Raw genomic sequence first — 11,939 nt, forward strand, 5'->3', positions numbered from 1 at the left:
GGACCGTGCTGGTCGTGGGCGCCCTGGTGGTCAGCGTCGGCCTGGGCTGGGTCGCCGCGGCGGGCGTGCTCCGGCTCGCGGACCGCGGCGGGCGACGGCCGGGCGCGGACGGCGCCGGGGGCGCCCGCGCGGGAGCGGGTGCCGACCGGTCCGCCGGGCCCGCCAACGACCGTCCCCGCGAGTACCGCAAGGGCCAGGTCAACCCCGGAGCCGACGGCGACGCGAACGCCCGGGCGCTCGGCGACGGCCCCGACAGCGACCGCGCCCGGGCCAAGCTGCGCGGCGGCACCTGGATCGGCGTCCTGGAGCGGCTGGCGATCACGGGCACGCTGCTCGCCGGCGAGCCGGGTGGCGTGGCCGTCGTCGTGGCGGTCAAGGGCCTCGGCCGGTACCCGGAGCTGCGGGCGGGCGACGACCCGGCGGTGTCCGAGCGGTTCGTGATCGGCACGCTGGCGTCGCTGCTCTGGGCGGCGGGCGTCGGGGTGCTCGGACGCTGGCTGCTGACGCGCTGACCCCACGCGGGGGACGATCGCCGCAGGCCGGGGTGCGGCAGTCAGGACGCCCAGTTCGCCCGCTTCACCCGTTTCAGCGGTCCAGTCACGGGCAGCGCTTCCCGATGCCGAGGCATGCGGGCGAACCACGAGGGTGCAGGCGAGGGCCGTGACGTCACGGCGCGCGACCACCTGACCATCGGGCTGTTCACCATGGCGGTCGTCACGGCGCTCGGCGGGGTGTGGCCCGCCGACCCCGAGTCGCCCGTGCACTGGTGGCTCGTGGTGTCGGCCGTCGACGTGGTGCTGTGCGGGGTGCTCCTCACGCTGCCGGTGCACCAGCGCAGCACGCAGGCGGTCCTCGTCGTGGGCATCGTCACCTCCGGCGTGCTCGTCACCACCTGCCACACGGCGCAGGGCGTCGTCGTCTTCGCGCTCGGGTTCGTGGTGGCCGGGCAGTTCGCCGCCTACGCCCTCGAGCAGCGCCGCGCCGCCGTCGTCGGGGGCGTCGTGGTCGCCACGATCGCCCTGTCCGCGACGTTCGCGCCCGCGGCCGTGCACCCCGTGATCGTGGTCGCGGCGAGCGTGATGGCGCTGCTCTCGTGCTGGGTGATGGCGCAGCAGTCGGAGCGGCTGCGGCAGCAGGCCCGGACCGACCACCTCACGGGCGCGCTGAACCGCGGCGCCTTCTACGAGCGCACCGCCGACACCCTCCCGCGGGTCCTCCGGCGCGGGGTGCCGCTGAGCGTCGTGGCGTTCGACGTCGACGACTTCAAGGTCGTGAACGACCGGCACGGCCACCTCGGCGCGGACGACCTGCTCGCGGACCTCGCGGCCGCCTGGCGCACGAGACTCACGCCGGGCGCGTTCCTCGGGCGCGTCGGCGGGGACGAGTTCGTCGTGGTCCTCCCGGGAACCGAGGAGGACGCGGCCCGCCGGTGGGCCGCGTCGGCGGCGGGGCAGGGGGCGCTGTCGTCCAGCGCGGGCGTCGCGGAGCTCCGCCCCGACGACACGGTGCGCAGCCTGCTGGACCGCGCCGACGCCGACCTGTTCGCCGCGAAGGACGCGCGCCGGGTGCGCGCCGGGAGCGCCTGACCCGGCGACCGCCACCCGGCGACCGGCCCGCGGGGTGCGGGAGCAGGGGTGGCGCCGCGCGCTAAGATGGTCGGCGGCCCAGCCCCGTCCGCGACCCGCGGGCGCGCGTGGCGGCCCGCGGCAGACGCAACCCCGACGTACCCCGACAGGAAGCAGCGACACGTGGCGACGACGAACGACCTGAAGAACGGCACCGTGCTGAAGATCGACGGCCAGCTCTGGACGGTCATCGAGTTCCAGCACGTGAAGCCCGGCAAGGGCGGCGCGTTCGTCCGGACCAAGCTCAAGAACGTCCTCTCGGGCAAGGTCGTGGACCGGACGTTCAACGCGGGCCTGAAGGTCGAGACCGCGAACGTCGACAAGCGCGACATGCAGTACCTGTACAAGGACGGCGACGACTTCGTGTTCATGGACACGGACACCTACGACCAGATCACCGTCCCGGCCGCCACCGTCGGCGACGCCGCGAACTTCATGCTCGAGAGCACGAACGCGATGGTCGCCACCAACGAGGGCGTGCCGCTGTACGTCGAGCTGCCGCCGTCGGTGACCCTCATGGTCACCTACACGGAGCCGGGCCTGCAGGGTGACCGCTCGTCCGCCGGCACCAAGCCCGCGACGCTCGAGACCGGCTACCAGATCCAGGTCCCGCTGTTCCTGGAGTCGGACACCAAGGTCAAGGTCGACACCCGCGACGGCAGCTACCTGGGCCGCGTGAACGACTGAGGTGGGAGCTCGCACCAAGGCCCGCAAGCGGGCCCTCGACGTCCTCTTCGAGGCGGAGCAGCGCCGGCTCGACCCGCTGACCGTGCTCGCGGACCGCATCGCCCAGCCCGGGACCGAGGCGGCCCTGCCGCAGTACTCGGTCGAGCTGGTCGAGGGCGTGCAGGCGCAGCGGGCGCGGATCGACGAGGTCATCGCGACGCACTCGCACGGCTGGACGATCGAGCGGATGCCCGCCGTCGACCGCGAGCTGCTGCGGATCGGGACGTGGGAGATCCTGTTCAACGACGACGTGCCCGACGCGGTCGCCGTGGACGAGGCCGTCGAGCTGGCCCGCAGCCTGTCGACGGACGAGTCGCCGGGCTTCGTCAACGGCCTCCTGGGCCGCCTGGTCGACCTGAAGCCGACCCTCCTGGCCTGACCCCGCACGCCGAACGGCCCCCGTCGCCCTCTGGGCGCCGGGGGCCGCGCTGCGTCCTGTCTGCCGGGTCCGGGCTGCCGGGTCCGGGCTGACGCCGAGTCTCCATCCTGTGCCTGTGCGCGGCGCTGCTCACGGAGGCGCGAAGTGGAGACTCGGCGGCATCGAACCGGGGCGCGGCAGCGGGGGCGCGGCGGCAGGGCGCAGCAGGGGGGGCAGCGGGGGCGTGGCGCGGGTCACGCCCCCGCGCGCGTGGACGCGCCGCGCCGCGCCCCGCCGCGCTGTGTAAGGTGCCGGGGAACGAGCATTCCTTTAACACCGTCCCGTGAGGCGGGGAAGGAGCGGCCCGGATGACCTCCGGTACCCCCGTGCCCGACGACACCAGTGTCGCGGACACCGCAACCACAGCAGCGACAGTCGTGCTCGGCGAGCAGGACGTGGCCCGCGCGCTGACGCGCATCGCCCACGAGATCCTCGAGCGCAACAAGGGCGGCGACGACCTGGTCGTCCTCGGCATCCCGACCCGCGGCGTCCCGCTGGCGCACCGCCTGGCGGCGCGGCTGGCGGCCGTGGAGCCCGGCCTGGTGGCCGAGGACCTGGTCGGCAGCCTGGACGTCACGATGTACCGCGACGACCTGGCGCAGCACCCCACCCGCAGCATCGGCGCGACGAGCGTCCCGGCGCGCGGCATCGACGGCAAGGTCGTCGTGCTGGTGGACGACGTGCTGTACTCCGGCCGGACGATCCGCGCGGCGCTGGACGCGCTCAACGACCTGGGCCGCCCGCGGGCGGTGCAGCTGGCCGCACTGGTGGACCGCGGGCACCGCGAGCTGCCGATCCGGGCGGACTTCGTCGGCAAGAACCTCCCGACGTCGACGGCGGAGCGCGTGCGCGTGCTGCTCGCCGAGACCGACGGCCGCACCGAGGTCGTCATCGAGAGCGGCGCCGGGGCGGGAGGCCCCCGATGAGGCACCTGCTGTCGACGGCCGACCTCGACCGCGCCGCCGCGATCCGCGTCCTCGACACGGCCGCGCAGATGGCCGCCACCCAGGGCCGGCAGATCAAGAAGCTGCCGACGCTGCGGGGCCGCACGGTGGTGAACCTGTTCTTCGAGGACTCCACCCGCACCCGGATCTCGTTCGAGACGGCCGCCAAGCGCCTGAGCGCCGACGTCATCAACTTCTCGGCCAAGGGGTCGAGCGTGTCCAAGGGCGAGTCGCTCAAGGACACCGCGCTGACCCTGCAGGCGATGGGCGCGGACGCGATCGTCATCCGGCACCAGGCCAGCGGTGCGCCGCACACGCTCGCGCACGCCGGCTGGACCGAGGCTGCCGTGGTGAACGCGGGCGACGGGATGCACCAGCACCCGACGCAGGCGCTGCTGGACGCGTTCACGATCCGCCGGCACCTGACGGGCAGCGCCACCAACCCCGACGGCGTCGGCAACGACCTCGCCGGGCTGCACGTGGCCGTCGTCGGCGACGTCCTGCACAGCCGGGTCGCCCGGTCGAACGTCGACCTCCTGCACACCCTCGGCGCCCGCGTGACCCTCGTGGCCCCGCCGACGCTCCTGCCGGTGGGCGTCGGCCCGTGGCCGGCGGCGGTGTCCTACCGGCTGGACGACGTGCTCGCCCAGGGGCCCGACGCGGTGATGATGCTGCGCGTGCAGCGCGAGCGGATGTCGACAGCGGGCGGCGGGTTCTTCCCGAGCCCGCTGGAGTACACCCGGCTGTACGGGCTGGACGCGCGCCGGCTGGCGACGCTGCCGGACCACAGCATCGTGCTGCACCCCGGCCCGATGAACCGCGGGCTGGAGATCTCCGCGGACGCGGCGGACTCGCCCCGGGCGGTGATCGTCGAGCAGGTCGCGAACGGCGTGGCCGTGCGGATGGCGGTGCTCTACCTGCTGCTGTCGGGCGACGGCGACACCGCCGCGGCACCCGCCACCGGCGCCGTCCCCGCCCTGACCAGCACCCTCGCCACGACCACCGCCGGAGCCACCGCATGACCGCGCAGTACCTGCTCAAGGACGTCCGCCCCCTCGGCGGTGAGCCCACCGACGTGCTGGTCGCCGGCGGCCTGGTCGCGGCGATCGGCCCGGAGGCCGGAGACGCGGCCGAGAACGCGCCCGACGACCTCGACGTCATCGACGCGACCGGCATGGTGCTGCTGCCCGGCCTGGTGGACCTGCACACCCACCTGCGCGAGCCCGGCCGGGAGGACGCCGAGACGATCGCGTCCGGCACCCGCGCGGCCGCGGCCGGCGGGTTCACCGCCGTGCACGCGATGGCCAACACCACCCCCACGCAGGACACCGCGGGCGTCGTCGAGCAGGTCTGGCGCCTCGGCGCGCAGGCCGGCTGGGCGGACGTGCACCCGGTGGGCGCGGTCAGCGTGGGCCTGGCGGGGGAGCACCTCGCCGAGCTCGGCGCGATGGCCGACTCCGCCGCCCGGGTCCGGGTGTTCAGCGACGACGGGAAGTGCGTGCACGACCCGGTGCTGATGCGCCGCGCGCTGGAGTACGTCAAGGCGTTCGACGGCGTGATCGCCCAGCACGCGCAGGAGCCGCGGCTGACCGAGGGCGCCCAGATGCACGAGGGCGTCGTGTCGGCGGAGATCGGACTGGCGGGCTGGCCCGCGGTGGCGGAGGAGGCGATCATCGCCCGGGACGTGCTGCTGGCCGAGCACGTCGGCTCGCGGCTGCACGTCTGCCACCTGTCGACGGCCGGCTCCGTGGAGATCGTCCGCTGGGCGAAGTCCCGCGGCATCGACGTCACCGCCGAGGTCACCCCGCACCACCTGGTCCTCACGGACGAGGAGGCCCGCGGGTACGACCCGGTGTTCAAGGTGAACCCGCCGCTGCGCACGCAGGCGGACGTCGACGCGGTCCGCGAGGGCCTGGCCGACGGCACGATCGACATCGTCGCGACCGACCACGCCCCGCACACCCGCGAGGACAAGGACTGCGAGTGGGCGGCGGCCGCGTTCGGCATGACCGGCCTGGAGACCGCGCTGTCGGTCGTGCAGCAGACCATGGTCGACACGGGCCGGATGACCTGGGCGGACGTCGCCCGGGTGCTGTCGACGAACCCGGCGCGGATCGGCCGGGTCGAGGGCCACGGCCGACCGATCGCGGTGGGGGAGCCGGCCAACCTCGTGCTGGTCGACCCGGAGCAGCGCCGGGTGGTCGAGCCCGAGCGGCAGGCCACCGCGTCGGCGAACTCGCCGCTGCGCGGCCGGGAGCTGCCGGGCCGCGTGGTCGCGACGTTCCTGCGCGGCCGGGCCACGGTGCTCGACGGCGTGCCGCAGGACGACCCCGCGGACCCGCGCTTCGCCGCGGGGCGGGTGACGCCCTGATGCCGCCCTGGCTGTCGGTGACGGTCCTCGTCGTGCTCGGCGCGGCGCTGCTCGTCGGCATGGGCAGGGGCTGGCGCCGGCTGAGCCGCGGCGCGAGCCCGGTGCCCGCGCCCCCGGCCGTCCCCGCCGAGGAGGCCCTGGGCGACGCCCGCACCGAGCCCCTCGACGCCACCTACGTGTCCACCACCCGCGCCGGCGACTGGCTCGACCGGGTCGGGGCGCACGGCCTCGGCGTCCGCTCGGCCGCCACGGTCCAGGTCTTCGACCAGGGCGTGGTCGTGCGACGACGAGGCGCGCCGGACGTGTTCGTCCCGCGCGCGGCGCTGCGCGCGGCGGGCACCTCCGGCGGCATGGCCGGCAAGGTCGTCGGCGGCGAGGGGCTGGTCGTGCTGACCTGGGCCCCCAGCCCGGACGACGACCCCCGCGGCCTCGACACCGGCCTGCGCCTGCGGCACCGCCAGGAGGCGGACGCGCTGCTCGCGGCCACCCAGACCCTCATCGGAACGACACCCGCCGCGGGCGGGTCCAAGGAGAGCTCATGACGGACGCACTGCTGGTCCTGGAGGACGGGCGGACGTTCGCCGGCGAGGCCTACGGGGCCACCGGCACCACCTGGGGCGAGATCGTCTTCAACACCGGCATGACCGGCTACCAGGAGACGCTGACCGACCCCAGCTACCACCGCCAGATCGTCGTGATGACGGCGCCGCACATCGGCAACACCGGCGTCAACGACGAGGACCCCGAGTCGGGTCGCATCTGGGTCTCGGGGTACGTCGTGCGGGACCCCGCGCGCCGCGCGTCGAACTGGCGCAGCGACCGCAGCCTCGACGAGGAGCTCGCGGCGCAGGGCGTCGTCGGCATCGCGGGCATCGACACCCGCGCCCTGACCCGGCACCTGCGCGAGCGCGGCGTGATGCGGGCCGCGATCGTGTCCGGGGACGCGCTGCTCGACGCGGCCGGCCGCCGCCGCGCGGCCGAGGACCTGGTCGCCGAGGTGCAGGACCGCCCGCAGATGGCCGGCGCCGACCTCGCCGGCGAGGTGTCCACGGACGCCGCGTACGTGGTGCCCGCGCTGGGCCCGGACGGCGCTCCGCTCGCCGAGCCGGTCGCGCGCGTCGCCGCCGTGGACCTCGGCATCAAGTCGATGACCCCGAACCGGATGGCCGAGCGCGGCATCGAGGTGCACGTGCTCCCGTCGCGGTCGACCATCGACGACGTGCTCGCCACGGCCCCCGACGGCGTGTTCTTCTCCAACGGCCCCGGGGACCCGTCCGCGGCGACCCACGAGGTCGAGCTGCTCCGCGAGGTGCTGGACCGCAGGATCCCGTTCTTCGGCATCTGCTACGGCAACCAGCTGCTCGGCCGCGCGCTCGGCTACGGCACCTACAAGCTCGGCTACGGGCACCGCGGGGTGAACCAGCCGGTGCTCGACCGCGCCACGGGCCGCGTCGAGATCACCGCGCACAACCACGGCTTCGCGGTCGACGCGCCGCTCGACGAGGTGTCGGTCGCCCCGCACGACGGCGGGCGGTACGGCCGCGTGACGGTCTCGCACGTCGACCTCAACGACGACGTCGTCGAGGGCCTCGCCGCCCTCGACCTGCCGGCCTTCTCGGTGCAGTACCACCCCGAGGCCGCCGCGGGCCCGCACGACGCCGCCTACCTGTTCGACCGGTTCCTGGACCTCATGCGCGACCCTGCTGCGGGTGCCGCTGCCGCGGGCCAGGCCACCGACGTCACCGACTCCCCGAAGGGCGCCTGATGCCTCGCCGCACCGACATCCACTCCGTCCTCGTCATCGGCTCCGGCCCGATCGTCATCGGCCAGGCCGCCGAGTTCGACTACTCCGGCACCCAGGCGTGCCGCGTGCTCAAGGAGGAGGGCCTGCGGGTCGTCCTCGTGAACTCGAACCCGGCGACGATCATGACCGACCCGGAGTTCGCCGACGCGACCTACGTCGAGCCGATCACCACCGAGGTGCTCACCTCGATCATCGCCAAGGAGCGCCCGGACGCGATCCTGCCGACGCTGGGCGGCCAGACGGCCCTCAACGCGGCCATCGCCCTGGACGAGGCCGGCGTGCTCGAGCAGTACGGCGTCGAGCTGATCGGCGCCAACATCCCCGCCATCCAGAAGGGCGAGGACCGCGAGCAGTTCAAGCAGGTCGTCGAGGTCTGCGGCGGCGAGTCCGCCCGCTCGGCGATCGTGCACACCATCGACGACGCCCTGGGCGCCGTCGCGGACCTGGGCTACCCGGTGGTCGTCCGCCCGTCGTTCACCATGGGCGGCCTCGGATCCGGCATCGCCTACGACGAGTCGGACCTGCGCCGGATCGTCGGCCAGGGCCTGCACTACTCGCCGACCACCGAGGTGCTCCTGGAGGAGTCGATCCTCGGCTGGAAGGAGTACGAGCTCGAGCTCATGCGCGACAAGGCGGACAACGTCGTGGTCGTCTGCTCGATCGAGAACGTCGACCCGGTGGGCGTGCACACCGGCGACTCCGTCACGGTGGCCCCGGCGCTCACGCTGACCGACCGCGAGTACCAGCGGCTGCGGGACATCGGCATCGCGGTCATCCGCGAGGTCGGCGTCGACACCGGCGGCTGCAACATCCAGTTCGCGGTGAACCCCGACACCGGCCGGATCATCGTCATCGAGATGAACCCGCGGGTGTCCCGGTCCTCGGCCCTGGCGTCGAAGGCCACCGGCTTCCCGATCGCGAAGATCGCCGCGCGCCTGGCCGTCGGCTACACACTGGACGAGATCCCGAACGACATCACCGGCTCCACGCCGGCGTCGTTCGAGCCCACGCTCGACTACGTCGTGGTCAAGGTGCCGCGGTTCGCGTTCGAGAAGTTCCCGGCCGCCGACCCGACGCTCACCACCACGATGAAGTCCGTCGGCGAGGCCATGGCCCTGGGCCGCAACTTCACCGAGGCGCTGGGCAAGGCGATGCGGTCCATCGACCGGAAGGGCACGACGTTCCACTGGGACGGCGAGGCCCTGACCGGCGAGGCGCTGGACGCGCTGGTCGCGACCATCTCCCGGCCCACCGAGCACCGGCTGGTCGACGTGCAGCAGGTGCTCCGCGCCGGCGTGTCCGTGGACGAGGTGTACGCCCGCACCGGCATCGACCCGTGGTTCCTCGACCAGCTGCAGCTGATCAACGAGGTCGCGGCCGAGACCGCGGCCGCGCCCGAGCTGACCGCCGCGGTCCTGCGCCGCGCCAAGCGGCACGGCCTGTCCGACGTCCAGGTCGCGCAGCTGCGCGGCGTGAGCGAGGACGTGGCGCGCGAGGTCCGGCAGGCGCTCGGCGTCCGCCCGGTCTACAAGACGGTCGACACCTGCGCCGCCGAGTTCGCGGCCCGCACGCCGTACCACTACTCGTCCTACGACGAGGAGACCGAGGTCGCCCCGCGCGAGCGCCCCGCGGTGCTCATCCTCGGCTCCGGGCCGAACCGCATCGGCCAGGGCATCGAGTTCGACTACTCCTGCGTGCACGCGACGCTGGCGCTCAAGGGCGAGTTCGAGACCGTCATGGTCAACTGCAACCCCGAGACGGTGTCCACGGACTACGACACCGCGGACCGGCTGTACTTCGAGCCGCTGACCTTCGAGGACGTCCTCGAGGTCTACGAGGCCGAGAAGGCAGCCGGCCCGGTGGCGGGCATCATCGTGCAGCTCGGCGGCCAGACGCCGCTGTCGCTCGCGCAGCGCCTGGAGGACGCGGGCCTGCCGATCCTCGGCACCCCGCCGGCCGCGATCGACGCCGCGGAGGACCGCGGCGCGTTCGGCGCCGTGCTCGCCGCGGCGGGCCTGCCCGCGCCGGCGTTCGGCACCGCGACCACGCTGCCGGTCGCGCGGGAGACCGCCGCCCGGATCGGCTACCCGGTGCTGGTGCGCCCGTCGTACGTCCTGGGCGGCCGCGGCATGGAGATCGTCTACTCCGACGAGCAGCTCACCGAGTACGTCGAGCGCGCGCTGGCCGACGCCTCCGCCCGCGGCGGCGCCCTGCCCCCGCTGCTGATCGACCGGTTCCTGGACGACGCCATCGAGATCGACGTCGACGCGCTGTACGACGGCACGGAGCTGTTCCTCGGCGGTGTGATGGAGCACATCGAGGAGGCCGGCATCCACTCCGGCGACTCGGCGTGCGTGCTGCCGCCGGTCAGCCTGTCCGAGTCCGAGCTGCGGCGGATCCGCGAGTCGACCGAGGCCATCGCGGCCGGCGTCGGCGTGCGCGGGCTGCTGAACATCCAGTTCGCGCTGGTGTCCGACGTGCTCTACGTCCTCGAGGCGAACCCGCGGGCGTCCCGCACCGTGCCGTTCGTGTCGAAGGCGACGGGCGTGCCGCTGGCCAAGGCCGCCGCGCTGGTGATGACCGGGCGGTCGATCGCGGACCTGCGGGCCTCGGGCCTGCTGCCGGTCGACGACGCGAGCGTCATCGACCTGGACGCGCCGATCGCCGTCAAGGAGGCCGTGCTGCCGTTCAAGCGGTTCCGCACCGCCGACGGCACCGTGGTCGACACCGTGCTCGGCCCGGAGATGCGCTCCACCGGCGAGGTCATGGGCTTCGACACCGACTTCCCGACGGCGTTCGCCAAGTCGCAGTCCGCGGCGTTCGGCGGCCTGCCGACCGGCGGGCGGGCGTTCATCTCGGTCGCCGACCGGGACAAGCGGTCGATCGTGTTCCCGGTCAAGCGGCTGCAGGAGCTGGGCTTCGAGATCCTGGCCACGGACGGCACCGCCGCGGTGCTCAAGCGCAACGGCATCGCCTCGACCGTCGTCCGGAAGTTCTCGACCGGCCGCGGGCCGGCGGGGGAGCCGACGATCGTCGACCTCATCTCGGCCGGCGAGGTCGACATCGTCGTGAACACGCCGTCCGGCCAGGGCGCCCGCGCCGACGGCTACGAGATCCGCGCGGCCACGACGGCGGCGGACAAGGCGATCGTGACGACCGTGCAGCAGCTCGGCGCGGCGGTGCAGGGCATCGAGGCGGCGCTGGCCGGGCCGTTCCGCGTGGCGAGCCTGCAGGAGCACGACGCGGCGACGGCGGGCCGCCGGGCCGCCGCGGCCGCGTCCGTCGCCGGCGCTCGCGGGGTCGTCGCGTGAGGCCGTTCGGCGCCCGCCTCGCGGCGGCGACGGCCGAGCACGGCCCGCTCTGCGTCGGCATCGACCCCCACGCGTCCCTGCTGGACGCGTGGGGGCTGCCGGACAGCGCGGAGGGCGTGCGCCGGTTCGCGCTGACGGTCCTGGAGGCCGTCGGGGGCCGGGTGGCGGCCGTGAAGCCGCAGGCGGCGTTCTTCGAGCGGCACGGCTCCGCCGGGGTCGCGGCGCTGGAGGAGGTCGTGGCCGCCGGCCGGGACACCGGCACCCTGGTCGTCGTGGACGCCAAGCGCGGTGACATCGGGTCGACGATGGGCGCCTACGCGGACGCGTTCCTGCGGGACGGCTCGCCGCTGGCCGGCGACGCGCTGACCGTGTCGCCGTACCTCGGGTTCGGCTCGCTGCAGCCGGCCGTCGACCTGGCGCTCGCCACCGGGCGGGGGCTGTTCGTGCTCGCGCTCACGTCCAACCCGGAGGGGGCCGAGGTGCAGCACGCGCGGGACGCCGACGGCGTGGCCGTCGCGGACCGGGTGGCGCGCGCGGCGGGTGCGTCGAACGCGGCAGAGCTCGCGGACGGCGGGCCGGCCGCGGGGGAGGCGCTGGGGTCGATCGGCCTGGTCGTGGGCGCCACCATCGGCGACGCCGCCGCGCGCCTGGGCGTGGACCTGGCCGCCGTGCGCGGGCCGCTGCTGGCCCCCGGCGTCGGTGCCCAGGGCGCGGGCGCGGCGGAGCTGGCGGCCGTGTTC

General features: G+C 74.6%; 11 protein-coding genes. All 11 read left to right on the forward strand.

The features are described from left to right. Positions 1-512, forward strand: a 512-nt coding sequence (locus FA014_RS20050) for a hypothetical protein (RefSeq protein WP_328288200.1), incomplete at its 5' end; no start/stop codon positions are given. 114 nt (positions 513-626) lie between these two features. After that, positions 627-1,586, forward strand: a complete 960-nt coding sequence (locus FA014_RS13690) for a GGDEF domain-containing protein (protein ID WP_154730220.1) — start codon at positions 627-629, stop codon at positions 1,584-1,586. 162 nt (positions 1,587-1,748) lie between these two features. Then, complete coding sequence (efp, locus tag FA014_RS13695; RefSeq protein WP_146832013.1) at positions 1,749-2,312, forward strand: elongation factor P; 564 nt, start codon at positions 1,749-1,751, stop codon at positions 2,310-2,312. A gap of 1 nt (position 2,313) precedes the next feature. Next, positions 2,314-2,730, forward strand: coding sequence for a transcription antitermination factor NusB (gene nusB, locus FA014_RS13700; RefSeq protein ID WP_147793616.1), 417 nt, complete (start codon positions 2,314-2,316; stop codon positions 2,728-2,730). A gap of 347 nt (positions 2,731-3,077) precedes the next feature. Next, on the forward strand, positions 3,078-3,695 hold the full coding sequence (gene pyrR, locus FA014_RS13705; protein WP_154730221.1) for a bifunctional pyr operon transcriptional regulator/uracil phosphoribosyltransferase PyrR: 618 nt from the start codon (positions 3,078-3,080) through the stop codon (positions 3,693-3,695). Beyond that, complete coding sequence (locus tag FA014_RS13710; RefSeq protein ID WP_154730222.1) at positions 3,692-4,735, forward strand: aspartate carbamoyltransferase catalytic subunit; 1,044 nt, start codon at positions 3,692-3,694, stop codon at positions 4,733-4,735. The genes pyrR and FA014_RS13710 overlap by 4 nt, the downstream gene beginning before the upstream one ends. Then, a complete protein-coding gene (locus FA014_RS13715) occupies positions 4,732-6,084 on the forward strand; it encodes a dihydroorotase (protein ID WP_154730223.1) in 1,353 nt (450 codons plus the stop codon). Before FA014_RS13710 ends, FA014_RS13715 begins: the two co-directional genes overlap by 4 nt. Continuing rightward, positions 6,084-6,626: a PH-like domain-containing protein gene (locus FA014_RS13720; protein WP_154730224.1), complete on the forward strand. Its 543-nt coding sequence runs from the start codon at positions 6,084-6,086 to the stop codon at positions 6,624-6,626. Before FA014_RS13715 ends, FA014_RS13720 begins: the two co-directional genes overlap by 1 nt. Continuing rightward, entirely contained in the window at positions 6,623-7,849 is a 1,227-nt protein-coding gene (gene carA / locus FA014_RS13725) for a glutamine-hydrolyzing carbamoyl-phosphate synthase small subunit (protein ID WP_154730225.1), read from the forward strand. Before FA014_RS13720 ends, carA begins: the two co-directional genes overlap by 4 nt. After that, positions 7,849-11,199: a carbamoyl-phosphate synthase large subunit gene (gene carB, locus FA014_RS13730; RefSeq protein ID WP_154730226.1), complete on the forward strand. Its 3,351-nt coding sequence runs from the start codon at positions 7,849-7,851 to the stop codon at positions 11,197-11,199. Before carA ends, carB begins: the two co-directional genes overlap by 1 nt. Then, the coding region (gene pyrF / locus FA014_RS13735) for an orotidine-5'-phosphate decarboxylase (protein WP_154730227.1) at positions 11,196-11,939 on the forward strand (744 nt) is incomplete at its 3' end. The genes carB and pyrF, both read left to right, overlap by 4 nt.

Origin of the sequence: Cellulomonas hominis (assembly GCF_005239125.1) — a bacterium.
Lineage (GTDB): Bacteria > Actinomycetota > Actinomycetes > Actinomycetales > Cellulomonadaceae > Cellulomonas > Cellulomonas hominis_A.

Coding starts and splice junctions, on each gene's coding strand:
- FA014_RS13690 (WP_154730220.1), top strand. CDS start 627: ATGCGGGCGAACCACGAGGGTGCAGGCGAGGGCCGTGACGTCACGGCG.
- pyrR (WP_154730221.1), top strand. CDS start 3,078: ATGACCTCCGGTACCCCCGTGCCCGACGACACCAGTGTCGCGGACACC.
- FA014_RS13710 (WP_154730222.1), top strand. CDS start 3,692: ATGAGGCACCTGCTGTCGACGGCCGACCTCGACCGCGCCGCCGCGATC.
- FA014_RS13715 (WP_154730223.1), top strand. CDS start 4,732: ATGACCGCGCAGTACCTGCTCAAGGACGTCCGCCCCCTCGGCGGTGAG.
- FA014_RS13720 (WP_154730224.1), top strand. CDS start 6,084: ATGCCGCCCTGGCTGTCGGTGACGGTCCTCGTCGTGCTCGGCGCGGCG.
- carA (WP_154730225.1), top strand. CDS start 6,623: ATGACGGACGCACTGCTGGTCCTGGAGGACGGGCGGACGTTCGCCGGC.
- carB (WP_154730226.1), top strand. CDS start 7,849: ATGCCTCGCCGCACCGACATCCACTCCGTCCTCGTCATCGGCTCCGGC.